Genomic DNA, 24,310 nt, shown 5'->3' with positions numbered 1-24,310 from the left:
AGGGCGAATGGAATCGAGAGGATGACGCGCACAATGGGCAACCTGAAAGTCACCATGATCGACGTGGACGGCGATACGCACACCTTTGATGACGTGGAGGAAGGTATCAGCCTGATGGAACTGGGGCGCCAGAACGGCGTCTCGGGGATCATGGGCGATTGCGGCGGCGGCTGCGCCTGCGCGACCTGCCATGTCTATGTCGATGACAACTGGATGGAGAAGGTCGGCGAGCCCGACGAGATAGAGTTCGCCATGCTCGACATGGTCGCCGACGTCATGAAGGACAATTCGCGCCTCGGCTGCCAGATCCGCATGGTCCCCGAGCTGGACGGGCTCGAAGTCACGGTGGCGCCAGCCTCGTCTTATTGAAATGCGCTTTGCAGGTGGGGGCAAGCGCGGGTTCGAGGGCGGACATGGCGGGGTAGCGACCGGGCGTTCATAACCTCCCCATGATAACGGCCGCCCGCTGTGCGGCCCGGCGAGCAGGATGACGGGAAAGCCATGGCAACGCAGATTTCGCAGGACCGCACTTCCGAGCGGCTGGACCTGACCCCCGAGCAGGAGGGCCTGCTCGAACAGGGCTCGCTCGCCGATACCACGATCCAGGCGCGGCCGCACGAATACTACACCGCGATGCGCCACGGCGATCCGATCCATTACGACGCTCGGCTGGGCTCGTGGCTGGTGACGCGGCACGAGGACATTTCCGCCGTGCAGTCTGATCCGGTGACCTTCTCGGTCCAGCACGGCTATTCCGAACAGCAGGCGCGCGGCATGCGCGACGAGTTCGAGGCGTACCTGCGCGAGCATGGCGGCGGCTATTTTCCCGATGCGATCATGTCGGACCCGCCCTACCACACGCGCATCCGCAAACTGATGGAACAGGCCTTCACCGCGCACCGCGTCAAGGAGCTTGAACCGCGCATCACCGAGGTCGTGCGCGGCGTCATCGCCGAGGTCATCGCCAAAGGAAACGGCAAGTGCGACGCGGTGAAGGACATCGCGATCCCCGTCACCATCCGCGTGATCGTCGAGCAACTCGGCCTCGATCATGGCATGGAGGACAAGATCTCCCGCTGGTCGGTCGCCGTCACCGCGCAGATCGGCGCGATGCAGAGCCGCGAGACCATGTTGCAGAACGCCGCGCTGATTGCCGAACTCCAGCAGTACCTCATCGCCAAGATGAAGGCCTGCGAGGAAAGTCCGAGCGAGGACATGATCTCCGATCTCGTCCATGCCGAGGTCACCAACGCCGACGGCACCAAGGAGAAGCTGACCTTCGAGGAAGCGGTCTCGCTGGTCCGCGCGACCCTGATCGCCGGCAACGACACCACGGCGACCGCGATCGGCAACCTGTTCTACGTCCTGACCACCAGGCCGGGCATGGCCGAACTGCTGGAAAGCGTCGTCGATGACGAGCGCCAGCTGAACCGCTTCATCGAGGAGCATCTGCGCAATGAACCGCCTGTCCGCGCCCTCTCGCGCATGACCACGCGCGAAGTGACGGTGAACGGCACCACGATCCCGGCCCATGCGCACATGCTGCTGGTCTACGGCTCCGGCAACGACGACGAGACCGTGTTCCCCGAGCCTCGCAAGTTCGACATCACGCGCCAGAACCTGGGCCGCCACGTCGCCTTCGGAGGCGGTCCGCACCGCTGCGTCGGCCTCGCGCTCGCACGCATGGAAGTGAAGGTCGCCGCGCGGGAAATCTCGCGGCAGATGAAGAACATGAAGCTCGCGATCCCGGGAAGCGAGATCCGCTACACGCCGACGGTCGCGACACGCACGATCGAATCGCTCCCGATCACGTTCGAAAAGCGGTGAGCCGGAGCAAATAGAGTCGAGAAGATCGGGGGAGAGTGATTTGAGCAAGGAACTGGCCGGCAAGGTCGCGGTGATCACCGGCGGAGCGAGCGGCATCGGCCGCGCGACGGTCGAACTGTTCGCCGCAGAGGGCGCCAAGGTGGTCATCGCCGATGTCGCCGATGCGGCCGGCGAGGCGCTCGCGAAATCGCTGGGCGATAGCGTGGTCTACCAGCACACCGACGTCAGCGAACCGGCGGCCATGCAGGCGCTCGTCGACACGGCCGTGACGCGCTTCGGCGGGCTCGACGTGATGTTCAACAATGCGGGCATCTCCACCAAGCCCTACGCCAGCTTCGTCGATGACGAACTCGACGATTTCGACCGGGTGATGCGCGTCAACGTGCTCGGGCCGATGCTCGGCACCCGCAATGCCGCTCGCATCATGAAGGCGCGCGGGATGGGCGGCGTGATCCTCAACAATGCCTCGATCGCAGGCACCTTGGCGGGCATAGGCATGATGACTTACCGCGCGTCGAAGGCGGCGCTGATCCAGTTCAGCAAGTCGTCCGCGATCGACCTCGCGCAGCACGGGATCCGCGTGAACTGCATCGTGCCGGGCCACGTCCGCACCGAACTGTCCTCGTTCGGGCAGACGGGCGCCGACGCGGCGCTGGCGGCGCGGATCGAGGAGGGGGTCAACGCGGTCTACCTCTCGAACCAGCTGATCAAGCGGCGCGGCGAGCCCGAGGACGTGGCGCAAGTGGCGCTGTTCCTCGCCAGCGACCGGTCGCGGCACATGACGGGCGCGGTGCTCCCGGTCGAGGGCGGCGTGACCGTGGGCGACCCGGTCAACCACCTGCAGGACATCCTCGCCGCCCGCGCCGACGCCATGGCGGTTCAGGACGCCGAAGCCTGACACGACGACGACCCCGAACAAACGGGGCGGACCATTGAGGAGAGGGATGATGAGGCCTTTGTTCACGGCCGCGCTGGCGGCCGGCACCATGCTTTCACCTGCCGGCGTGGCGTTCGCGCAGTCGGCAGGCACGCCGGCGATGCAGGTTAATGAGGGCGATATCGTCGTCACCGCGCGTCGCCGCGACGAGACATTGTCCACCGTGCCCGCCGCGATCACCGCGCTGAGCAGCGACGACCTCGTCCAGCGCGGTGTGCACACCGACGCCGACCTCCAGCTTGTCGCGCCGGGTCTGACGATCCGCCAGACGCAGGGCAACAACTCGCTCACCTACTCGATCCGCGGGCAGACGGCGGACACCTTCTCGGGCTCGCCCTCGGCGGTGATTGCCTACCTCAACGAAGTGCCGATGGCGATCAACGGCGCCAATTCGTTCTACGACCTCGAGAACGTGCAGGTCCTGAAAGGCCCGCAGGGCACCCTGTTCGGCCGCAATGCCACCGGCGGCGCAGTGCTCTACAACTCGGCCAAGCCCAGTGACAAGATCGAAGCCCTCGTGCGCGGGCGCATCGGCAACTACGACCTGCGGGAGGTGGAGGGCATGCTCAACGTGCCGCTGGTCGAGGACAAGGTGCTGCTGCGCGGCGCCTTCGACGTGGTGCGCAAGGACGGCTACATCCGCAACCTGCTGAACGACGAGCGCCTCGGCGACGTGAAGCGCGACAGCGGCCGCGTCACGCTGACGATCAAGCCGACCGAGAGCATCAGCAACACCACCATGGTGCAGTACTCCAAGGCCGGCGGCACCAACACCGGCGCCTCGTACACCTACAGCGTCTACGGCTGTGGCGACACCAACAACGGCTTCGCGCTGACCTGCGGGGCCGGGCTGCTGTTCGGGCCGACGTTCGACAGCGTTGCCGGGCCGGGAGCCTGGGACGCCTATCTCGCCGCCCATCCCGATGCCTATGCGCCTGGCCTAATTGCCTATGTCGACGAGCAGAAGCGCATCGGCCCCTACAAGACGCGCCATCCGGGCGGCGCCAGCCACCACGGCAAGGACTGGTTCGTCAGCAACACCACCGAGGTGGAACTCAGCGGCTCCGCCACACTGCGCAACATTTTCGGGTACGAGGATTCGAAAACCCGGTCCGAGCAGCCCCAGCTCGGTGCGCCCTTCGTCACCATCCTGACCGCCAACGCCGCAGCCGACCAGTACGGCAACCAGCTCAAGGTCCGCTCGGTTTCGGAGGAACTGCAGGTCGTCGGCCAGGCGATGGGCGGCAAGCTCGACTACATCTTCGGTTACTACATGCAGCGCCAGCGCAGCGACACGCTCTGGCCCCAGACCTACTTCGACGTCTCGCCGGTGCTCGCGCCGAACTACGTCACCAACAATTTCCGCCTGCGCAACAGCACCGACGCGCTCTACGGCCAGTTGTCCTACGAGGTGGTCCCGGACCTCAAGGTGACCGGCGGCCTGCGCTACACGTGGGAACGGGTGAAGATCGAGCAGCTGCCCGACGCCACCTACACCTTCGGCGCGCCCGAACAGAAGAAGACCTTCTCCGATCCCTCGTGGGAAGTCGGCCTAGAATACAAGGTGAGCCCGGACTGGTTCGCCTACCTGAAGACACGCGGCAGCTTCCGTTCCGGCGGCTTCAACGGCGCGGCGCCGCCGGTCAACGCTACCGCGACCGATGGCGGCAACCTGTTCGATTCCGAGCACACGCAGGACATCGAGGGCGGCGTGAAGTTCTCCGGCCTCGCCTTCGGACGGCCCGCGAACTTCGCCACCGCCGTGTTCGTGCAGTGGATCCAGGACGTGCAGCGCGTCGAGTTCCCCGATCCGGACGGCCCGGGCGGGCTCGCCTCGATCGCGGTGACCGCCAACGTGCCGTCCAGCCGCATCTGGGGCTTCGAGGCGCAGGGCTCGATCCGGCCGACCGATTGGCTCGAACTCGGAGGTTCGGGCGCCTATACCAATGCGAAGTTCACCGACGGGAACATCACGCTCTTCGGCAATCCCTATTCCTACGCGCCGGTGGGGGACACGCCCAAGTTCTCCGGCACAGCCTTCGCGCAGGTATCGCTGCCGGTGGGCGAGGACATGGGCGAGGTGTCGCTGCGCGGCGAGGTCTATGGGCAGACCGCGCAGTACTTCTCGAACACCGCCGATTCGATCGGGCCGGGCACGCGCCTGCCGGGCTACACGCTACTCCACGCGCGGCTGGACTGGGCCGACATCGCCGGTTCGAACTTCTCGGCGGCGCTTTTCGCCAAGAACCTGACCGACGAGGCCTATTTCGTTGGCGGTATGACGCTGGCCGCAGCGCTCGGTCATAACGCCGCCGCCGTGGGCGAGCCGCGCACTTACGGGCTGGAGATCAGCTTCAAGTACTGAGGAAGTGCTCGATTTCCCCGGCGATCGTGCCGGGGATTTCGAGGTTCAGCATGTGGCCGGCGGCGGCATGGTCGATGCGGGTTACCTGTTGCCCCATGGCGGCGATCACGTCGGCTATGAGGCGGAAGTCCTCGGTGTCGCGTGCCCCGGTGAGCAGCAACGTGGGCACAGAGAGCTGGCCGAGACGGTCTATGTCGGGGAGGGCGGGGCGCTGGTCGTCCTGCACCCACTGGCGGCCGTGGTAGGCCGCGATGGAGGCGCGCAGGGTCTGGCCTGCCAGATTCTCGCGCACGGGGTCGAACAATGGATGATGCCACCACAGGTCACGAGCCCTAGCCATGTCGCCGCTGCGCGCGGCCCGGCCGATAGCTTTCCAGCGGTCGATCCACTCCGTCGTCCAGGACCAGCCGACCATCAATGGGCTGACCAGCACCAGTCGGCGGACACGCTGCGGGTGGTTCAGCGCAAAGTTCAGGACCGTCGCGCCGCCCAGCGACATTCCGCAGAGGTCGGCGCGGTCGATCCCCAGCGAGTCGAGCAGCGCCAGCAGGTCGCCGGCGTGCGAGAAGGACACGCCTTCGGCCGCCTGCGAGTCGCCGAAACCGCGCTGGTCGTAGGCTATCATGGCGCGCTCGGGGGGAAGTGCGTCCAGCAACGGCGCCCAGTCATGCCGCGATCCGCCGAAGCCGTGAACCAGCACGAGCGGGAGGTGGGCGGACGCTCCCTCGCGGCGTTCACCGACAATCTGCGCGTCTGCGATGCTGATACGAAAAGGGGTGGCCATGGCCACCCCAAGCTAGCGCGTGCCCCGTATGCTGCAAGGGCGGCGCGCAGCATTCGTGTCGGGTATTAGGCCGAACCCATGTAGCGGCCGCCATTGGTGCTGATCGTCTGGCCGGTCATGTAGCTGGCTTCCTCGGAAGCGAGGAACGCCGCCGCCGCCGCGATGTCCGCGACCTGGCCGAGGCGGCCGACCGGGAGCGAGGCGCCGTAGGCTTCGGCGTCGATCGGCGCGCCGCGCAGCATCGGGGTGTCGATCGAGCCCGGCGGAATCATATTGGCGGTGATGCCGGTCTTGCCCAGTTCCAGCGCCAGCGCCTTGGTCAGGCCGAGCAGTCCGCCCTTCGAGGCGACGTAGTGGGTCTGCGAGAACGAGCCCGACTGCGTGGACGAGGAAGTGATGTTGATGATCCGGCCCCACTTGGCGGCCAGCATGTCGGGCACCAGTTCCTTGGTGACCAGCCAGGGGCCCTTCAGGTTGATGCGGATGACCTTGTCGAACTCGTCGTCCTCGATATCCATGAACGGCGTGAACGGGGCGATGCCGGCGTTGTTCACGAGGATGGTGATCGGGCCGAACTTGGCGCGGGTCTCGTCGGCGGCGGCCTTGATCGCGGCCTTGTCCGAGCAATCGACGACCACGGCGAGGGCCTTGCCGCCCGCCGCTTCGATCTGCTTCACGGTTTCGGCAGCGCCCTCGGGGTTGAGGTCCCAGACCGCGATGGCGGCCTTGTCCTCGGCCAGCCGCAGCGCGACGCCGCGGCCGATGCCCGAACCCGCACCGGTGATGACGGCGACCTTGCCTTCAAGCGAACGTGTCATGCGATTTTACTCTCCCAGGGCAATGATGCTGAACACCTGAACAGTATCCTTGCCGGGAGAGTCAAACCGCCGCTGCGATGAACGCTTACATCTTCTCCGCGAAGCTGCCGTAGCGGCCGCGGTGGAAGAGCATCGGATCGTCCTCTCGGACGGTTTCCATCCGCAGGACCTGGCCCAGCACGAACCAGTGATCGCCCGCCTCGGTGACGGAGTAGAGCTTGCATTCGATCGCCGCGATCGAGTCGGCGATGACCGGCAGGCCGTGGTCCGAGATCACGTAGTTGACGCCGACGAACTTCGCCTCGCCCTTGGCGGTGACGGCGCGGCAGACGTCGCCCTGGTCGCTGGCCATGACGTTGACGCAGAAGTGCCCGGCCTTCTCGATGAGTGGCCAAGACGACGACGACTTGTCCGGGAAGAAGCCCACCAGCGGCGGATCGAGTGAAACGGAAGTGAAGCTGCCCACGACCATGCCGGCCGGGCGCCCCTCATCGAGGGCGGTAATCACGCAGACGCCGGTGGGGTAGCTGCCGAGGACCTTGCGGAAGGCTGCCGGATCGATCGTCGTCTCGCTCACGCGTTCACACCTCATTCTTGCTGCATTACGGTTTCGCAGTATCGAAACATTTGTAGCATATCCGAACGAACACGCCATCGCGATATTGCCTAGCTCTAGTGCCCGTTAGCCCTGTGCCGGGCAAGAGGGCACGGCTATTCGTGACCGATCACCGGCCTTCGATCATTGCGCCGGAAGCGTTTCGACTTGATGTTTTTGCAACTAGTGCAATTTAATCGCGCGCTTAAAAAACTTGCCTCTGCCCGATCAAAAGTGCAGGGGACGAACCTGTAACGGATCGCCTAACGCTGACCTGTCCAACGTGGGCACGTCATGAAAAGGACGATCCGGATGCCTGCCTGACAGCGGGGCCGGTTCGGCCGGACACCTGCGCGCAAACTCTAAGGGAAGATGCACAATGGCTACTGCTGAACTCATTGCCGAGACTCCCGTCGCTGCCGAGGTCGCCGATATCGTCGCCCGTTCGCGCGCCGCGCAGGCGCAGATCGAGAACGCCACGCAGGAACAGGTCGATACCTGGATCCGCGGCATGGTCTACGCCGTCTGCAAGCCCGGCATGGACGAGGAAATCGCCCGCGAGACTGTCGAGGAAACGCAGCTCGGTAACTACGAGGGCAAGTTCAAGAAGATCTCGGTGAAGACGCGCGCCACGCTGATGGACATCATCGACGACAAGTCGGTGGGCGTGATCGAGGAAGACCACGAGCGCAACCTGGTGAAGATCGCCAAGCCGGTGGGCGTCATCGGCGCGCTCTCGCCCTCGACCAACCCCGAGGCGACCCCGGTCATCAAGGCGATCAGCGCGGTCAAGGGTCGCAACTCGATCATCATCTGCCCGCACCCGCGCGCCAAGTTCGTCAACGCCAAGATCTGCAACCTGATGCGCGACGCTCTGGTGAAGATGGGCGCGCCCGCCGACCTCGTGATCCCGATCGAGCAGCCCTCGGTCGAGAAGACCAACGAAGTCATGAAGCAGTGCGACCGCATCCTCGCCACCGGCGGCACGCCGATGGTCAAGGCTGCCTACTCGTCGGGCACCCCGGCGCTGGGCGTGGGCGTGGGCAACGCCGTAATCACGGTGGACGACACCGCCGACCTCGACGATGCCGCCGCCAAGATCCTGATCTCCAAGACGCTCGACTACGCGGCCTCGTGCTCGTCGGACAACTCGGTCGTCCTGCTCGACGCGATCTACGACACCATGCTCGAGAAGCTGAAGGGCAAGGGCGGCTTCGTGATCGAGGGCGAGAACAAGACCAAGCTGCAGAACGCGATCTGGGAAGACGGCGAGCACATCAACGCCAAGGTCGTCGCCCAGTCGGCGCAGTTCATCGCCGACTATGCCGGTTTCGCGATCCCCGAGGGCACCGCGTTCTTCATCGTGCCGGAAACCGGCTACGGCCCCGACCACAAGTTCTCGGGCGAGAAGATGACGGTGACCATGGCGCTCTACCGTGCCAAGGACATCGACGACGCCGTACGGCTCACCAACGCCATCCAGGGCTACCAGGGCCAGGGCCACTCGGCCGGCATCTACTCGACCAGCGACGACAACATCATGAAGCTGGCGATGGGCACCAAGACCAGCCGCGTGATGGTCAACCAGCCGCAGTCGGCCTCGAACTCGGGCAACCTGTGGAACGGCATGCGCCAGACCTTCTCGCTGGGCTGCGGTTCGTGGGGCGGTAACGCCACCAACAACAACGTCACCTGGCGCGACCTCGTCAACGAGACCTGGGTGTCGAAGCCGCTGGCCACGCACAAGGTCATCCCGTCGGACGAGCAGCTGTTCGGCAAGGACATCATCGAGCTGGTCGGCTGACCTTCTCGCGGCAACCGGGAGGGGTGGGTGTGCGTTTCACTCACCTTTATCCGGTGCCGTGAATGGAGACGACCGATGACCCGCACGCTTCCCCTTTTAGTCGCAACCGCCGCGCTGGCGCTGGGCGCCTGTTCCAAGGGGCCCGACGCCACGGCAACGCAGGCCCTGCCTACTGAAACCGAGGAAGTGTTCCAGGAAGACGCGGGTTCGGCCAGCGAAGTGCCTGAGGCGTCGCCCACCACGGCCGCGTCGCTCGACGAGATCCCGGAGGTCGTGCGCGGCCGCTGGGGCCTTGTCGCGGCGGACTGCACGAGCACCAAGGGCGATGCCAAGGGCTTGCTCGAGGTGTCGGCGGACCAGCTCAAGTTCTACGAATCGGTGGCGAAGCTGGGCACCATCAAGGAGGCGGGCGAGAGCCGCATCCGCGCCACTTTCGCCTATACCGGCGAAGGCCAGAGCTGGAGCCAGGACGTCGTGCTCGACGTACAGGACGACGGCAAGACGCTGATCCGCCGCGATTACGGCCCGGACGCCATGCCCGGACCGCTCAAGTATACCCGCTGCACGTGAACCGTCACGGCAGGTTGACCACACAGGGGCGAAGATGACCGAACAGTTTGGGCTGACCGAAGACCAGCTTGCCGTCCAGGACACGGCGCGCAAGTTCACCGCCGACAGGATCACGCCGTTCGCGGCGGAGTGGGACGAGAAGCACCACTACCCCGTCGACGTGTGGAAGGCGGCCGGAGAGCTTGGGTTCGGTGCGATCTACGTGTCGGAGGAAAGCGGCGGCATCGGCCTCGGCCGGCTCGACGCGGCGCTCATCATGGAGGCCATGTCCTACGGCTGTCCGGCAACCAGCGCCTATATCTCGATCCACAACATGGGCGCGTGGATGATCGACACCTTCGGCGACCAGCAGCTGAAGGACCGCTACCTGCCCGACCTGGTGACGATGGAAAAGATCGTCTCCTACTGCCTCACCGAGCCGGGCTCGGGCTCCGACGCGGCGGCGCTCAAGACGACGGCGCGGCTGGACGGCGACCACTACGTCCTCAACGGCACCAAGCAGTTCATCTCGGGCGGCGGCTACAACGACGTCTACATCGTCATGGCCCGCACCGGCGAGCACAAGTCTCGCGGCATCTCGTGCTTCGTGGTCGACAAGGGCACGCCGGGCCTGAGCTTCGGTGCGCCCGAGAAGAAGCTGGGCTGGAACTCCTCCCCCACCGCGCAGGTGATCTTCGAGGACTGCCGGATACCGGCCGAGAACCGCGTCGGCGCGGAGGGTGACGGTTTCAAGTTCGCGATGGCGGGCCTCGACGGCGGCCGCATCAACATCGGCGCCTGCTCGCTCGGCGGCGCGCAGCGCTGCCTCGACGAGGCGGTCCAGTACGCCAAGGACCGCAAGCAGTTCGACCAGCCGATCGCCGATTTCCAGAACACCCAGTTCCGCCTCGCCGAAATGGCGACCGAGTTGGAAGCCGCCCGCGCGCTCCTCTACATGGCCGCCGCCAAAGTCACCGCCAAGTCGCCCGACAAGACCCGTTTTGCCGCCATGGCCAAGCTGCTCGCCAGCGATACCGGCTCCTCGGTGGTCGACCGCGCGCTCCAGATCTTCGGCGGCTACGGCTATCTCAAGGACTACCCGATCGAGCGTTTCTGGCGCGACCTTCGCGTCCATCGCATCCTCGAGGGCACCAACGAGGTCATGCGCATGATCATCGGCCGCGACCTCACCAAGTAAGGGGGCACTCATGACCGACGAAGTGCTGTTCCGGCGCGAGGGCGCCCTTGGCGTCGTCTCGCTCAACCGGCCCAAGGCGATCCATGCGCTGACGCTGGCAATGTGCGAAGCGATGAGCACGCAACTGGCCGAGTGGGCGGGCGATCCTGCCGTCAAGGCGATCGCCATCGAGCATGCCGAGGGCCGGGGATTCTGTTCGGGCGGCGACATCAACCTGCTCCGCCAGTCCGCCCTGACCGACGGCGGCGAGGCCGGGCGCCGGTTCTTCTTCGAGGAATACCGCCTCAACCACCAGCTTTTTACTTACGACAAGCCGGTGGTCGCGTTCATGGACGGCATCACCATGGGCGGCGGCGTCGGCATCTCGCAGCCTGCGCGCTTCCGCGTCACCACCGAGAACACCCGCTTCGCCATGCCCGAGACCGGCATCGGCCTCTTCCCGGACGTTGGCGGCGGCTGGTATCTCTCGCGCCTCGACGGACGGGTGGGCCAGTTCCTCGCGCTCACGGGCGCTCGGCTCGACGGGGCGGAATGCCTCTGGGCGGGCCTCGCCACCCACTATCTGCCGGCCGAGGCATTGCCCGAGGCCAAGGCGCGCATCGCGGCCGGGCACGAGATCGGCGGCGTTCTCGCCGCGCTCGCGGTGAAGCCTCCCGAGGCCAAAATCGCCGATCACGCCGGCGCGATCCGCAAGCATTTCGCGTTCGACACGCTGGAACAGGTGCTGGCCTCGCTCGAGAGCGATGACAGCGAGTGGGCGGCCAAGGAACTGGCGACGCTGCGCACCAAGAGCCCGCAGGCCTGCAAGGTGTCGCTACGCCAACTCGAGGAGTCGCTGGCGCTGGAAACTTTCGCGCAGAACATGGCGATGGAATACCGCATCGGCGGGCGCGTGCTGGTGCTCCCCGACTTCGCAGAGGGCGTGCGCGCGGTGATCGTCGACAAGGACCATGCGCCCAGGTGGCACCCTGCCGCCCCCGAAGGCGTGACCGAAGAGATGCTGGAGGCGATCTTCGCCCCGCTCCCCCACGAAGAGGAATGGAAGCCGCTATGAGCACTTACGAAACGATCCTGGTCGAACAGAAGGGCGGCGTCACGCTCATCACGCTCAACCGCCCGCAGGCGCTCAACGCGCTGAACTCGGCGGTGCTGGCCGAGCTGATCCAGGCGTTCGCCGCCTTCGAGGCCGACAAGTCGCAGGGCTGCGCCGTGCTCACCGGCTCGGGCGAGAAGGCCTTCGCGGCCGGCGCCGACATCAAGGAAATGTCCGACAAGCCGAGCGCGGAGTTCTATTCGGAGGACTTCTTCGCCGGCTGGACCGCGCAGATCGTCAAGACCACCCGCAAACCCTGGATCGCGGCCGTCAACGGCTTCGCGCTGGGCGGCGGCTGCGAACTGGCGATGATGGCGGACTTCATCATCGCCTCGGAAACGGCGAAGTTCGGCCAGCCCGAGGTCAAGCTCGGCGTTGCGCCGGGCATGGGCGGATCGCAGCGCCTGACCCGCGCCGTCGGCAAGTCGAAGGCCATGGACATGTGCCTCACCGGCCGCATGATGGACGCCGCCGAGGCCGAGCGTTCGGGCCTCGTCAGCCAGGTCGTGCCGGCCGACCAGCTGCTCGACGTGGCGCTCAAGTCGGCGACGACGATCGCCGGCATGCCGCCGCTCGCCGCGATGATGAACAAGGAGATGGTCAACATCGCCTTCGAGACCACGCTCGACACCGGCCTCGTCATGGAGCGCCGCATGTTCCAGGTCCTCACCGCCACCGAGGACAAGGCGGAGGGCATGGCCGCCTTCGTCGAAAAGCGGCCCGGCGCCTGGAAGGGCAAGTAAGCGTAACGGCGCGGCTGGCCTTTTGGCTGGCTGCCTCGCCCGTACTGCGCCGCTAAAGCCTGCGTCGACGACAAAATCCCATCGGGAGACTGACATGAAGATCGCATTCATCGGCCTTGGCAACATGGGCGGCGGCATGGCCGCGAACCTCGTCAAGGCGGGGCACGAGGTCCGGGCCTTCGACCTTTCGCCGGAAGCGCTGGCCAAGGCGGGCGAAAGCGGCTGCGCGACCTTCACGGCGGTTCCCGAGGCGGTCGCGGGCGTGGATGCGGTCGTCACGATGTTGCCGAACGGCGGCATCGTGAAGGCGGTCTACACCGCCGACGTGATCGGCAAGGCACCGGCAGGCGCGCTGTTCCTCGACTGCTCGACGATCGACCTCGAAACCGCGCGCGAAGTCGCCGGGCTGGCCGAGGCGGCGGGCTACGAGATGGTCGATGCGCCGGTTTCGGGCGGCATCGCGGCTGCCAACGGCGGAACGCTGACGTTCATGGTCGGCGGCAGCGAGGCAGCGTTCGGCAAGGCGCAGGCGGTGCTCGATCCGATGGCCAAGGCCGTGATCCACGCGGGCGAGATCGGTGCGGGACAGGTTGCCAAGATGTGCAACAACATGCTGCTGGCGATCCACATGATCGGCACTTGCGAGGCGCTGGCGCTGGCGGAAAAGGCCGGGCTCGATCCGCAGAAGTTCTACGAGATCAGCTCCAAGTCGACCGGCTACTGCTGGTCGCTCAACGACTACACCCCGGCGCCCGGCATCGGTGCCGCCAGCCCGGCCGACAACGGCTACGCAGGCGGCTTCGCCTCGGCGCTCATGCTGAAGGACCTGCGTCTCGCCATGGCCGGGGCAGGGACTGCCGCCGCGACCGTGCCGCTGGGCGAGCATGCGACCAAGATCTACGAGGCCTTCGTCGAGGCCGGCAACGGCGGCAAGGACTTCGGCGCGATCTTCACCACGCTTTGACCTGACAGATCCTCCCTGTCGCTGCGCGACGGGGAGGATTTCACGGCGCGCTGCTCCCGCTCGAACAGCGGCACTTTCATGCCCTTGGTGCGGCTGGTCAGGTGGAATTGCCGGCATAGCCCGCAGCGATACGGGCGCAACGGAAAGGACGCCCGAGCGGCGACTTCCAGCGCGGCGGCCTCGCTCGAATAGCGCGCCTTGCGTTGGCAGGTGCCGGGGCGGGTTCGCATTTCAGTCCAGGAGCCTGGGACCCAGCAGCGTGAGGAGCCTGACGTCGATGGCATGGCCTGCCTCGCGCCAGTCGCTGACGTGCTTCTCGATTTCGGCGAGCGGCACGCGCAGGACGATGATGTCTTCGCTGTCGACGCCGCCGCCTTCGCCGACCTTCACCAGGTCGCTGGCGCGGAACAGGGTGAAGCTCTCGCTCACCATGCCGGGCGAGGAGTGGAACTCGCCGACCATTTCCATGGTGCCGGCGCGGTAGCCGGTTTCCTCCTCGAGCTCGCGCGCGGCGGCGAGGGCGGTGTCTTCATCGGCGTTGTCGTCGTGGTCGCCGACCAGCCCGGCAGGCAGTTCTATGCAGCGCTTGCCCAGCGGCACGCGGTACTGATCGACGAGGATGACATGGTCTTCGGAGTCGATGGCGAGGATCACCGCCGCGCGGATGCCGCGCGCGCGGCTGACGTATTCCCAGCGCCCCTGGCGCTTGGTGGTGATGAAGCGCCCCTCCCACATGACCTCGACCGGCTTGTCGGAATCGAAGTGATCGGAAAGGGGACGGGTATCTGCGGGGTTCATACTTCGATCAGCCTGTCGGGGAGTTCGTTGACGTCGCCCTCGAGCCTGGGGACGTGGGTGGTGAGCACGGCGCCGACCTTGGCGACGGCGGCGATCATCGCGTCTGCCGTGCGGCCTTCGCGCAGTTCGGCGAGCATGGCGTTCATGGCATCGGCCCAGACGCCTGGCTCGACCTTGGTGGCGATGGCCTGGTCGGCGACAATCTCCGCCCGGTGCTCGCGCATGGAGAGGTAGATGAGGATGCCGGTGCGCCCGGTGGTGCGCTGCTCGGCGCCGATGCGGAAGGCCCGCAGGGCGCGGTCATGCACGCGCATGGTGCGGATTGGCGCGGGGATCAGGAAGAACTTCAGCGGCTGCCACAGCTGCAGCAGCATCACCCCTGCAAACTTGAGCGCGGCCACGCCCAGCGCCAGCGATAGGATCATGCGCGGGGTCCACTCGTGCCCCCAGTCGGCGATGAGCCTGTCGTAGAGGCTCATGTAGAAGTCGGGCGCGATCGCCAGGGCGCCGAGCGCGAGGAAGGCGACGAGCGCGGACCATGCCAGCGCGACGTCCGTATAGCCGTCCGATCGGTCGGCGAGAATCGTGACGATCTCGCCCGAACTGAGCATTTCGGCCTCGCCCACCGCGGCGCTGATCCGCTGGTGGTCGGCCTCGGAAAGATATCTGGGACTTGCCATGACCTACCAGCTCCCGCTCGCGCCGCCGCCGCCGAAGCTGCCGCCGCCGCCGGAAAATCCACCACCGCCGCCGAAGCCTCCGCCGCCACCCCAGCCGCCGCCGTGATGGTCGTCGTCGTCACCGCCGAACATGCCGGGCATCCAGATGATCGGACCGCCGAAGCCGCTGCGGCGGCCACGTCCGCCGCCCGCGACGGATCGCAGGATGGGGAGGACGAAGAAGAAAATGATCACGAGGATGAAGATCACCGTGCCCAGCGATATGTCGTCGCCGCCATCCGCGCGCTGCCTGTCCGCTTGAGCGGCGATCTTCTGCGCTTCGTCGGGGGGCAGGGTGAGCTGCTTGACGATCGCGTCGGTGCCGGCCTCGATGCCGCCGGGATAATCGCCCGCCTTGAAGCGCGGCAGGATCTGGCCGTTGATGATGAGGAAGCTCATGCCGTCCGTCAGGATCGGCTCGAGGCCGTAGCCGACCTCGATGCGCACCTTGCGCTCATTGGGGGCGACCAGCAGGATCGTGCCGTTGTTGGCGTCCTTCTGGCCGATGCCCCACGAACGGCCGAGCTGGTAGCCGTAGTCGGAAATCTCGTAGCCGCCCAGGCTGGGCACGGTCGCGACGACCAGCTGGCGGCGCGACTGCTTTTCAAGCGCCTCCAGCTTCTGCGTGAGGCGCGCTTCCTCAGCGTCCGGGATGATGTTCGCCGCATCGACGACGCGGCCGGTCAGCTTGGGAAACTGGAGGGTAGAGCTGCCCTGAGCCCAGGCCTGCGGCCCTGCAAGCAGGGCGCACAGGGCCAGGATCGTGGCCGTCAGGACGGCCCGGAGTTGGGTCACGGGATCAGAGCTTGCCCTGGAGGTCCGGGGCCTTCTCGGCGCCGGGCGTGACCGACTTGTACGGCACCAGCGTCTCAGCGCCGCGCAGGCGCGCGCCGATCATCGAGGGGAAGGTGCGTACCTCGGTGTTGTAGTCCTGCACCGCGGCGTTGTAGTCGCGGATGGTGATGCGGATGCGGTTTTCCTGACCCTCGAGCTGGGTCTGCAGCATCTGGTAGTTGGCGTTGGACTTGATGTCCGGATAGGCCTCGACGTTGGCGAGCAGGCGGCCGATGTTGGCGCCCAGGTTCGCCTGAGCGGCCTGGAACTGCTCCATCTTGGCGGGATCGTTCAGATCGTCGCCCGAAATCTGGATCGAAGTGGCCCGGGCGCGCGCTTCGGTAACCCCGACGAGGATGCCCTTCTCCTGATCGGCCGCGCCCTTGGCAACGGCGGCGAGGTTGGGGACGAGGTTGGCGCGCTCCTGGAAGGCAGCCTCGACGTCGGCCCACTTGGCCTTGGCGGCTTCCTGCTTGGTCGGCACCGAGTTGAAACCGCATGCGGCCAGCGACAGGGCCGCGGCGAGGGCCAGTACCGTGCGACCCTTGCGGGCGGCTTTGATGAGCGTCATCGGCTTCGTTCCTCCACTGGACGCCGGCGCTGCCGGCGGCTTCCATGGGCGATAGATAGCGATGCCCCATGACGGATCAAGCGCAGGTATTGGGGCCTCGGGAAAACGGAGAAGGTTAACAATCGTTTGAGGACGAAGTTCGAGTGTGTAAAACGCCTCATTCCTAACCCTCCCACTCGCCGTCCAAGGAGCCCAAACGAATGGCATTGCTCGACGAATTCAAGAAGTTCATCGCCCGCGGCAACGTGCTCGACCTCGCGGTCGGTGTCATGATCGGCGCGGCGTTCGGAAAGATCGTCACCTCGCTGAACGAGAACCTCATCATGCCGGTGATCGGCTGGGCGTTCGGCAGCATCGACTTCTCGAAGTATTTCTTCCGGCTGGGCGAGGTTCCTGCCGACTACACCGGCAGCCTGACCGACTACGCCGCGCTCAAGTCGGCGGGCGTCCCCATGCTCGGTTATGGCGAGTTCGTCACCCAGGTCGTCAATTTCCTCATCATCGCCATGGTGCTGTTCCTGCTGGTGCGCTCGATCAACAAGATGGTCGATGCCGCGAAGAAGGAGCACGAGGAGGCCAAGGCGGCCGCGGAAGTCGCCGCGCCGGCGGATCCGCAGCTCGAGACGCTCCAGGAAATCCTTGCCGAACTGCGCCGGCAGAAGGCTTGAGCCTACGTCTTCACGCGGTCACTTCACATTCAGGATCAAGGCTCTATATGAGCACCTGCCGGCTTAGGCCGGATATGATGATAAATTGCAGCGTGCAATAGATGCAGCGGACCCGGGGGCGGTACCCGGCGGCTCCACCATCACCCGCTCTCGCATGAGGGCTACCCTGTTGTCGCAGGGGTGTTGACGGGGCCGAACTAGGATCGACGTGTGTTGAAAAGCGTTGTTTTCATCCGGGCTGAGTAACCCGTTCAAGGCTCAAAACTCATAAGTGCCAACGACAACGACGCACTTGCTCTCGCAGCGTAATTCTAGGGGCTAACGCCCTGAAGTTACAAAGCCAGAACACGGTTGGACCCACCGGGTAACAGAAGGGATTCCAGGGGCCCGGGGTGAGCCTTTCAACAGAATCACCCCACCTTCCTGATTATCGAGATTTGGCGCGTGCGAGCCTCAGGCCGCCTTGCGTTCCAACTCCTCCGCCGGCTGCTCCATTTTGGCCAGCAGCGCCGCCTTTTCGTACTTGAGGCAGTCCAGGATCTTGCCGCCGGCCATGAACACCGCGCCCGTGCAGGCGAGGAACAGCAGCTTTCCGCCGAAGCCCGGGAATCGCGACAGGTACACGGTGCCGCGCTCGACCGCACCGAGGGCTAGCGCATAGATGATCATATACGCTTCCCAGTTGGTCTTGATCACGAACAGGCGACCGATTTTCCGGAGCATATTCATCCCTTTGTGCTGGTCACGGTAGAGCAACGATCATGCCAAGCGCGCGTTCCCGCCGAGTCCGATGCTTAACGGGAACTGGAATGTAAGGGTTTCCGACTCGTTATGTAAATGCATGGGAGTCCCCATGTCCCATTCGGCGACAGACCGGTCCGTCCGCGGGCGGTGTTGCCAAGCGCGCGGACCTGGGCCATATCGCTCGCACTCCTTCCCCAGGGCAGTTTTGGTATTTCTATGAGCGTTGCAGGCCGGCCTTCCGGCATGCGCGTTCGAAGCAGTGCGAGGCAAGACTAGTGCGAGGAAGTATGACTGACAGGGTTGATCGTTCCGGCCTCCAGGTCGACGCGGGGCTGGCCAGGTTCGTGGAGGAGCAGGTGCTGCCCCCGATCGCGCAGGACGGAGCCGTCTTCTGGCAGGGCTTCGCGCAGCTTCTGGCCGACTATGCCCCGCGCAACCGCGCGCTGCTTGCCAAGCGCAATGCACTGCAGGCTCAGATCGATGCCTGGCACGCAGAGCGCGCCGGCCGGCCCATCGACCAGACCGATTACCAGGCCTTCCTGCGCGAGATCGGCTACCTCGTGCCCGAGCCGGGCGAGTTCACCATCGCTACCGAGGGCGTCGATCCCGAGATTGCTTCGATGGCGGGGCCGCAGCTGGTCGTCCCCGTGCTCAACGCCCGCTTCCTGCTCAACGCGGCCAACGCGCGCTGGGGCAGCCTCTACGACGCATGGTACGGCACCGACGCGCTCGACGCCGCGCCAGCGCAGGGGCCGGGCTACGACCCGGTTCGCGGCGCTGCGGTGATCGCGGCGGGGCGCGCCTTCCTCGACCAGGCGCTGCCGCTCAAGGCGGGCTCGTGGACCGATCTGGAGGACCCTGAGCGCCTCGAACTCGCCGATGATCGCCAGTATCTCGGCGAGACCGAGGCGGGTATGCTGTTCGCCAACAACGGGCTGAACATCGAGGTGATCTTCGACGCCGAAAGCCCCGTCGGCAGCGCCGACAAGGCGGGCATTTCCGACATCGTTCTCGAAGCCGCGCTGACCACGATCGTCGACCTCGAGGATTCGATTGCGGCCGTGGATGCGCAGGACAAGATCGCCGCCTATGCCAACTGGCTCGGCGTGATCCGCGGCGACCTGACCGACACCTTCCAGAAGGGCGGCAAGACGCTCACCCGCGAGCTCGCCCCGGACAGGATCGTGACCCTGCCCACCGGCGAGGAAGCGCTGCTGCCGGGACGCTCGCTGCTGTTCGTGCGCAACGTCGGCCACCTCATGACCAACCCCGCGATCCTGCTCCCCGACGGCAGCGAGATCCCCGAGGGCGTCATGGATGCGGTCATCACCAGCGCGATCTCGGTGCAGGACGTGAAGGGCCTCGCCAAGTACGGCAACAGCCGGCCGAAAAATGGCGAGGGGGCCAGCATCTACATCGTCAAGCCCAAGATGCATGGGCCCGAGGAATGCGCCTTCACCAACGGCCTGTTCGATGCGGTGGAGGACCTGCTGGGCCTGCCTCGGCACACCATCAAGGTCGGCGTCATGGACGAGGAACGCCGCACTTCGGCCAACCTCGCCGCCTGCATCCACGCGGTGCGTCAGCGCATCGTCTTCATCAACACCGGCTTCCTCGACCGGACAGGCGACGAAATCCACACCTCGATGCGGGCGGGTCCGATGATCCGCAAGGCCGCGATCAAGGGCAGCCCTTGGATCCAGGCCTACGAGAAGCGCAACGTCGCCATCGGCCTTGCCCACGGACTTTCGGGCATCGCGCAGATCGGCAAGGGCATGTGGGCCGCGCCGGACATGATGCGCGACATGATGGAGCAGAAGATCGGCCATCCCAGGACTGGCGCCAACACCGCCTGGGTGCCGTCGCCGACCGCCGCCACGCTCCACGCGATGCACTATCACCAGGTCGACGTCTTCAGCCTGCGCGAGGCAATCGCCGCCGAACCGGTGCCGGGCCTCGATCTGCTGCTGCAGGTGCCGCTGGCGGACGGGACCAACTGGTCCGAGGAAGAAGTGCGCGAGGAACTGGACAACAACGCGCAAGGGTTGCTCGGCTACGTCGTGCGCTGGATCGACCAGGGCGTCGGCTGCTCCAAGGTGCCCGATATCAACGACGTCGGCCTGATGGAGGATCGCGCCACGCTGCGCATCTCCAGCCAGCACATGGCGAACTGGCTGCTCCACGGCGTCTGCAGCCAGGATCAGGTGATGGATTCGCTGAAGCGCATGGCCGCCAAGGTCGATGCGCAGAACGCGGGCGATCCGCTCTACGAGCCAATGGCGGGCAACTGGGACACCAGCATGGCTTTCCAGGCGGCCTGCGACCTCGTATTCAAGGGCGTGGACCAGCCCAACGGCTATACCGAGCCGCTGCTCCACGCCTGGCGCCTGAGGAAGAAGGCGGCCTGATCGAATTCCGGACCCCCGGCCCGTTTCGCGGCGGGCCGAGGGCCATCCCGATTTTTCGGATCTGATTTAACGCGAGATTAGGTATTTTCCGTGTAGCCTCGGGCTGGCTCTGGCTAGGGGACGGCTGGCATGTTCATTCACAGGCAGCGCATGGAAACGCGCACGGTCGTCGCGGTGGAAGCCGCGATGCGCGTGGGCGACCGGGTGACCGAGGCGACGCTGGTCAATGCCTCGTCGCGCGGGGTGCTGGCGATCGTCGCTGCGCCGCCGACGCGCGGAACACTGGTGCAGCTGGAGATCGGCGGCCACGTCCTCAAGGGTCAGGTGCGCTGGCGCGGGAGCGACCGCTGCGGCATAGCGATCAAGAGCCAGGTCAGCGTCGTCGACCTGATCGAGGGCAAGGCGGTTCCCGTGGTCCAGGTGCCAGAGCGCCTCTCGCGCCGCCGGCCGCTGGACCTCTTCCGCGCAATGCTGGGCTAGAGTCCGCCCGGCCCGCTCACTTGCGTGTCAGCACTTTCGCCACGCTCACGAACTCTTCCACCGACAGCGTCTCGGCGCGGCGCTGGGCGTCGATGCCGAGAGTTTCGAGCGCGTCCAGCGCGCCCGGCATACCCTTCAGGCTCTGGCGCAGCATCTTGCGGCGCTGGCCGAAGGCAGCTTCGGTGACGCGCTCCAACACGCGCATCGAGACGCCATCGGGCGCGGCGTCGGGGACGACGTGGACGATCGCGGACATGACCTTGGGCGGCGGCGTGAAGGCGCTGCGGTGGACCTTCAAGGCGAGCTTCGGCACCGAGCGCCACTGCGCCAGCACGGCGAGCCGGCCATAGGCCGAAATGTCCGGCTCGGCGATGATGCGGCGGGCGACTTCTTCCTGGAACATCAGCGTCAGGGAGAGCCACTGCGGCGGCCACGCCTCGCTCGACAGCCAGCCGGTGAACAGTGCCGTGCCTACGTTGTACGGCAGGTTCGAGGCGATGTGATAGGGGCCGTCGAACAGTGTTTTCGGGTCGATCTTGAGCGCGTCGCCCTCGATGACCCTGAGCTTGCCGGGGAACGCCTCGCCCAGTTCGGCGAGGGCGGGAAGGCAGCGGCGGTCCATCTCGATCGCGGTGACGACGGCGCCCGCGCGTAGCAGGGCGCGGGTCAGGCCGCCGGGGCCGGGGCCGACTTCGAGGACCTGCTGGCCCTCCAGCGATCCCGGAATTGCGGCGATGCGATCGAGCAGCTGTTCGTCGAGCAGGAAGTTCTGGCCGAGCGCCTTGGAGGCGGAGAGGCCGTGGCGGGCGATGACTTCGCGCAAGGGCGGCAGGGCAGGCTTGGTCATGACGCTCTCCTGGCGGCGCATTGCCCGGCCATACGGATCGCAGCGATCATGGCGCCCGCGCTCGCCGTGCCCTTGCCGGCAATGGCGAAGGCAGTGCCGTGGTCGGGCGAGGTGCGCACGATCGGCAGGCCGAGCGTCACGTTCACGCCCTGGTCGAAGTCGAGCGTCTTGATCGGGATCAGCGCCTGATCGTGGTACATGCAGAGCGCCACGTCGTAGTGCGCCCGCTCGTGCGCCGCGAACAGCGCGTCGGCGGGGTGGGGGCCGGTGACGGCAAGGCCCTCGGCGCGCAGGGCGGCGATGGCGGGGGCGATGATGTCGCGGTCCTCGGTGCCCATGCGGCCGTCCTCGCCGGCGTGGGGATTGAGCCCCGTGATCGCGATGCGCGGCGCGGCGAGGCCGAAGTCGCGGGCGAGGGCGTGGGCGACGATGCGCGCCTTGCGCTCGATCAGCTCGCGGGTGACGAGGCCCGGGACCGCGGCGAGGGCTTCATGGACAGTCAGCGGGACCGTGCGCAGCGACGGTCCGGCGAGCATCATCACGGCGTCGCCATGGGGGACACCGCAGGCGTCGGCGAGGAATTCGGTCTGGCCGGGCTGGGTGAAACCGACTTCGGCGAGCTTCGACTTGGCGATCGGTCCGGTGACGACCGCGCCGGCCTCGCCCGACAAAGCGAGCGCGGTGGCAAGGGTCAGCGAGTGAAGCGCAAGGCGGGCGCCGCCCAGCGTCGGCATGCCGGGCGAGGGCGCGCAATCCTCGTCGCCGAGCACCGGGAGGGCCGTCGCAAAGGCGGAAGCGTCGAGAGGACTTGAAATGAGCGCGATCGGCAGGTCGATGCCGCGCGTGGCGGCGGCGGCGCGCAGCACGGAGGCGCCGCCGACGACGAAGAAGGGCGCGAGCCCCTCTTCAACGCGCCGGGCCCATGCTTCGACGATCACCTCGGGCGCGATGCCGGCGGGATCGCCAAGGGATACGGCGAGCGGGGCCGCAACAGTCATCACGGCACCCGCCCTGGTCGATCAGTTGTATTCGATGACAGCGTCACGCCGCAGGTCGCGCAGGTAGGTCTGCGCGCGCTTGTTGACGCGGTCGTCCTCGAGCTGCGCCTGCAGCTGCTCGAAGCTCGGGCCGGTGTCGGTCTGCGGATCGTCGCGGCCGCAGAGCATGAGGATGCGGATGCCGTCCTCGAGCGAGCCGAACGGCGGCAGCGTCTCGCCGGGGGAGAGCTGGAGGACGGAGGTCTGGATTTGGGCGGGAAGGTCGCGCGCCTTGACCTGGTCGTTGGTGACGACCTGAGCGCCGAGGCCGGTGGCGACCTTGTCGACGTCGCCGCAGCCCTTGGCGACCTTCATCGCGGTGGAGAAGGCTTCGGCGCGCTTGCCGGCTTCGGCCTCGCTGATGCCCTTGGGGAAGGGCATCGAGATCTGCTTGAGCGCGAGGATCGCGTCGCGCGGATCGGCGGTGAGGACCTGGCGCTTGTCGATCAGGTAGAGGATGTCGAAGCCGCCGGGGACCTCGATCGGGCCGACGAGCTGGCCCTGCTCCATGTCGCGCGCGGCGACCTGCAGTTCGCCCGGGAGCTGGGCCAGGCGCACCCAGCCGAGATCGCCGCCGACCGATGCCGTGGTGGCCTCGGAATACTGGCGCGCGTAGGCGACGAAGCTGCCGCCCGTGCGCAGCTGCTGGACGATCTTGGTCGCGTTTTCGTAGACCTGCTGGCGCGCGTCGGGCGCTGCCGAGAGGTAGATTTCGCCGAGCCGGTATTCCTCGGTGCCCTTCGCGGCCTTCATGCGCGCGAGGTTCTCGTTCACTTCGTCGTCGGAGACGTTGATGAACGGCTGGACGTTGCGCTGGAGCAGGCGCTGCCACGACAGCTCGCCGCGGATCTGGCGCTTGAGCGATTCCGGCGAGGAGCCGACCCGCTTGAGGTAGGCATCCATTGCGCCCGTGTTCTGGTTGAAGTTCTGCGTGGCGACGCGGGCGTAGGACTGGTCGACCTCGGCCTGGGCGACTTCGATGTCGGCGGCCTTGGCTTCCTGGATCTGCAGCGTCTCGTCGATGAGGTTGCGCAGGATCTGCAGGCGCAGGCGCTTCATTTCCTCGTCGTCGATCTTGCCCTGGTTGGCCGCGACGATGAGCGCGAGGCGTTGGTCGACGTCGGTGCCGGTGATGACGTCGCCGTTCACGACCGCGGTGGCACGGCGCATGTTGGGGTTGTCGTTGCCGAAGATCTTCACGTCGTCGGGAATGACGATCTCGCCCTGGGGTGCGGACTGGGCGTGTGCCAGACCGGCGCCAAGCGCGGTCGACATGGCGGCGAGGCTCCCGACACAAAGGATGGCGCGCTTGATGAACCTGCTGCGATTTACTGCTTGCACCGTGATTTCAATCCCGTCTTCGACCGGCTCGGCCGTATCACAATCGAGCAGAAGGCCCCGTTTCAGGCCACCTGCCGCACCGTTCCCGCGCTGTGCCCGGCGGCGGCTTAACTGAAAATGAGCACACCCGATAGCGGCTTTGCCAAAGTGTGCCAATGGCGGGCCAGATGTTTCCGGGCAATGTCG

At 66.3% G+C, this 24,310-nt stretch carries 25 protein-coding genes and 1 other RNA gene; 14 read left to right on the top strand and 12 right to left on the bottom strand.

Annotated elements, in window-relative coordinates; all coding sequences use genetic code 11:
• Window positions 1–21: 21 nt before the first annotated feature.
• The 4 genes from PMI02_RS16260 (at window position 22) to PMI02_RS16245 (ending at window position 5,129) form a co-directional block, all read left to right on the top strand.
• Complete coding sequence (locus PMI02_RS16260; protein ID WP_007684804.1) at window positions 22–369, top strand: 2Fe-2S iron-sulfur cluster-binding protein; 348 nt, start codon at window positions 22–24, stop codon at window positions 367–369.
• Between the two features lie 132 nt (window positions 370–501).
• Window positions 502–1,827, top strand: coding sequence for a cytochrome P450 (locus tag PMI02_RS16255; protein ID WP_007684801.1), 1,326 nt, complete (start codon window positions 502–504; stop codon window positions 1,825–1,827).
• 40 nt (window positions 1,828–1,867) lie between these two features.
• A complete protein-coding gene (locus tag PMI02_RS16250; RefSeq protein ID WP_007684799.1) occupies window positions 1,868–2,725 on the top strand; it encodes an SDR family NAD(P)-dependent oxidoreductase in 858 nt (285 codons plus the stop codon).
• A 49-nt stretch (window positions 2,726–2,774) separates the two neighbouring features.
• Window positions 2,775–5,129 (top strand): TonB-dependent receptor, encoded by a 2,355-nt coding sequence (locus PMI02_RS16245; RefSeq protein WP_007684798.1) that lies wholly within the window; start codon window positions 2,775–2,777, stop codon window positions 5,127–5,129.
• Here PMI02_RS16245 and PMI02_RS16240 read toward each other — a convergent pair.
• The 3 genes from PMI02_RS16240 to PMI02_RS16230 form a co-directional block, all read right to left on the bottom strand.
• A complete protein-coding gene (locus PMI02_RS16240; RefSeq protein ID WP_007684797.1) occupies window positions 5,119–5,913 on the bottom strand; it encodes an alpha/beta fold hydrolase in 795 nt (264 codons plus the stop codon). The two genes, PMI02_RS16245 and PMI02_RS16240, sit on opposite strands and share 11 nt — an antisense overlap.
• A 65-nt stretch (window positions 5,914–5,978) precedes the next feature.
• Window positions 5,979–6,731 carry an SDR family NAD(P)-dependent oxidoreductase gene (locus tag PMI02_RS16235; RefSeq protein ID WP_007684795.1) on the bottom strand — a complete coding sequence of 251 codons (753 nt, stop codon included), beginning with the start codon at window positions 6,729–6,731 and terminating at the stop codon, window positions 5,979–5,981.
• An 85-nt stretch (window positions 6,732–6,816) separates the two neighbouring features.
• A complete protein-coding gene (locus tag PMI02_RS16230) occupies window positions 6,817–7,308 on the bottom strand; it encodes a flavin reductase family protein (protein ID WP_007684792.1) in 492 nt (163 codons plus the stop codon).
• Window positions 7,309–7,705: 397 nt separating this feature from the next.
• Between PMI02_RS16230 and PMI02_RS16225 the strand changes: the two genes are divergently transcribed.
• The 6 genes from PMI02_RS16225 to mmsB all read left to right on the top strand — a co-directional run bounded on the left by PMI02_RS16225 (window position 7,706) and on the right by mmsB (window position 13,677).
• Complete coding sequence (locus tag PMI02_RS16225; RefSeq protein WP_007684790.1) at window positions 7,706–9,130, top strand: aldehyde dehydrogenase family protein; 1,425 nt, start codon at window positions 7,706–7,708, stop codon at window positions 9,128–9,130.
• A 75-nt stretch (window positions 9,131–9,205) separates the two neighbouring features.
• Window positions 9,206–9,700 carry a hypothetical protein gene (locus PMI02_RS16220; RefSeq protein WP_007684788.1) on the top strand — a complete coding sequence of 165 codons (495 nt, stop codon included), beginning with the start codon at window positions 9,206–9,208 and terminating at the stop codon, window positions 9,698–9,700.
• A gap of 34 nt (window positions 9,701–9,734) precedes the next feature.
• Window positions 9,735–10,877: an acyl-CoA dehydrogenase family protein gene (locus PMI02_RS16215; protein ID WP_007684787.1), complete on the top strand. Its 1,143-nt coding sequence runs from the start codon at window positions 9,735–9,737 to the stop codon at window positions 10,875–10,877.
• A 10-nt stretch (window positions 10,878–10,887) separates the two neighbouring features.
• Window positions 10,888–11,931 (top strand): enoyl-CoA hydratase/isomerase family protein, encoded by a 1,044-nt coding sequence (locus tag PMI02_RS16210; RefSeq protein WP_007684786.1) that lies wholly within the window; start codon window positions 10,888–10,890, stop codon window positions 11,929–11,931.
• The gene (locus PMI02_RS16205) at window positions 11,928–12,713 is read left to right on the top strand and encodes an enoyl-CoA hydratase-related protein (RefSeq protein ID WP_007684783.1); all 786 of its coding nucleotides are present in this window, start codon (window positions 11,928–11,930) and stop codon (window positions 12,711–12,713) included. Before PMI02_RS16210 ends, PMI02_RS16205 begins: the two co-directional genes overlap by 4 nt.
• Window positions 12,714–12,807: 94 nt before the next feature.
• Window positions 12,808–13,677 (top strand): 3-hydroxyisobutyrate dehydrogenase, encoded by an 870-nt coding sequence (gene mmsB / locus PMI02_RS16200; protein ID WP_007684781.1) that lies wholly within the window; start codon window positions 12,808–12,810, stop codon window positions 13,675–13,677.
• Here mmsB and PMI02_RS26505 read toward each other — a convergent pair.
• From PMI02_RS26505 to PMI02_RS16180, 5 genes are read right to left on the bottom strand one after another with little or no spacing between them, the layout of a single operon-like run.
• The gene (locus PMI02_RS26505) at window positions 13,611–13,907 is read right to left on the bottom strand and encodes a hypothetical protein (RefSeq protein ID WP_007684779.1); all 297 of its coding nucleotides are present in this window, start codon (window positions 13,905–13,907) and stop codon (window positions 13,611–13,613) included. The two genes, mmsB and PMI02_RS26505, sit on opposite strands and share 67 nt — an antisense overlap.
• 1 nt (window position 13,908) lies before the next feature.
• Entirely contained in the window at window positions 13,909–14,475 is a 567-nt protein-coding gene (locus PMI02_RS16195) for an NUDIX hydrolase (RefSeq protein ID WP_007684777.1), read from the bottom strand.
• Entirely contained in the window at window positions 14,472–15,155 is a 684-nt protein-coding gene (locus PMI02_RS16190; RefSeq protein WP_007684775.1) for a TPM domain-containing protein, read from the bottom strand. The genes PMI02_RS16195 and PMI02_RS16190 overlap by 4 nt, the downstream gene beginning before the upstream one ends.
• 3 nt (window positions 15,156–15,158) lie before the next feature.
• A complete protein-coding gene (locus tag PMI02_RS16185) occupies window positions 15,159–15,989 on the bottom strand; it encodes a YgcG family protein (RefSeq protein WP_007684771.1) in 831 nt (276 codons plus the stop codon).
• 4 nt (window positions 15,990–15,993) lie between these two features.
• A complete protein-coding gene (locus tag PMI02_RS16180) occupies window positions 15,994–16,599 on the bottom strand; it encodes a LemA family protein (RefSeq protein WP_007684769.1) in 606 nt (201 codons plus the stop codon).
• Between the two features lie 200 nt (window positions 16,600–16,799).
• Here PMI02_RS16180 and mscL point away from each other — a divergent pair, with 200 nt between their 5' ends.
• Both mscL and ssrA read left to right on the top strand, forming a co-directional pair.
• Window positions 16,800–17,267, top strand: coding sequence for a large conductance mechanosensitive channel protein MscL (gene mscL / locus PMI02_RS16175; RefSeq protein ID WP_007684767.1), 468 nt, complete (start codon window positions 16,800–16,802; stop codon window positions 17,265–17,267).
• Between the two features lie 18 nt (window positions 17,268–17,285).
• Window positions 17,286–17,687, top strand: a transfer-messenger RNA (tmRNA) gene (gene ssrA / locus PMI02_RS26500).
• A 33-nt stretch (window positions 17,688–17,720) separates the two neighbouring features.
• Here the strand turns inward: ssrA and PMI02_RS16170 are convergent.
• Window positions 17,721–17,990: a hypothetical protein gene (locus PMI02_RS16170; RefSeq protein WP_007684765.1), complete on the bottom strand. Its 270-nt coding sequence runs from the start codon at window positions 17,988–17,990 to the stop codon at window positions 17,721–17,723.
• A gap of 308 nt (window positions 17,991–18,298) precedes the next feature.
• On the opposite strand from PMI02_RS16170, the gene PMI02_RS16165 reads away from it, so the two are divergent.
• Together PMI02_RS16165 and PMI02_RS16160 are read left to right on the top strand one after the other, a co-directional pair.
• Window positions 18,299–20,419 (top strand): malate synthase G, encoded by a 2,121-nt coding sequence (locus tag PMI02_RS16165; protein WP_007684762.1) that lies wholly within the window; start codon window positions 18,299–18,301, stop codon window positions 20,417–20,419.
• 129 nt (window positions 20,420–20,548) lie between these two features.
• Window positions 20,549–20,899, top strand: coding sequence for a PilZ domain-containing protein (locus PMI02_RS16160; protein WP_007684760.1), 351 nt, complete (start codon window positions 20,549–20,551; stop codon window positions 20,897–20,899).
• 16 nt (window positions 20,900–20,915) lie between these two features.
• Here the strand turns inward: PMI02_RS16160 and rsmA are convergent, their stop codons facing one another.
• Genes rsmA through PMI02_RS16145 form a run of 3 tightly spaced genes read right to left on the bottom strand, consistent with a single transcriptional unit; the run spans window position 20,916 to window position 24,124 of the window.
• A complete protein-coding gene (gene rsmA / locus PMI02_RS16155) occupies window positions 20,916–21,746 on the bottom strand; it encodes a 16S rRNA (adenine(1518)-N(6)/adenine(1519)-N(6))-dimethyltransferase RsmA (RefSeq protein WP_007684758.1) in 831 nt (276 codons plus the stop codon).
• Window positions 21,743–22,744 carry a 4-hydroxythreonine-4-phosphate dehydrogenase PdxA gene (gene pdxA, locus PMI02_RS16150; protein ID WP_007684756.1) on the bottom strand — a complete coding sequence of 334 codons (1,002 nt, stop codon included), beginning with the start codon at window positions 22,742–22,744 and terminating at the stop codon, window positions 21,743–21,745. The genes rsmA and pdxA overlap by 4 nt, the downstream gene beginning before the upstream one ends.
• A gap of 21 nt (window positions 22,745–22,765) precedes the next feature.
• Entirely contained in the window at window positions 22,766–24,124 is a 1,359-nt protein-coding gene (locus PMI02_RS16145) for a peptidylprolyl isomerase (RefSeq protein ID WP_052025612.1), read from the bottom strand.
• Window positions 24,125–24,310 lie beyond the last annotated feature (186 nt).

Source organism: Novosphingobium sp. AP12, from assembly GCF_000281975.1.
Taxonomy (GTDB): domain Bacteria; phylum Pseudomonadota; class Alphaproteobacteria; order Sphingomonadales; family Sphingomonadaceae; genus Novosphingobium.
This window is presented reverse-complemented; position numbering and strand designations above follow the sequence as displayed.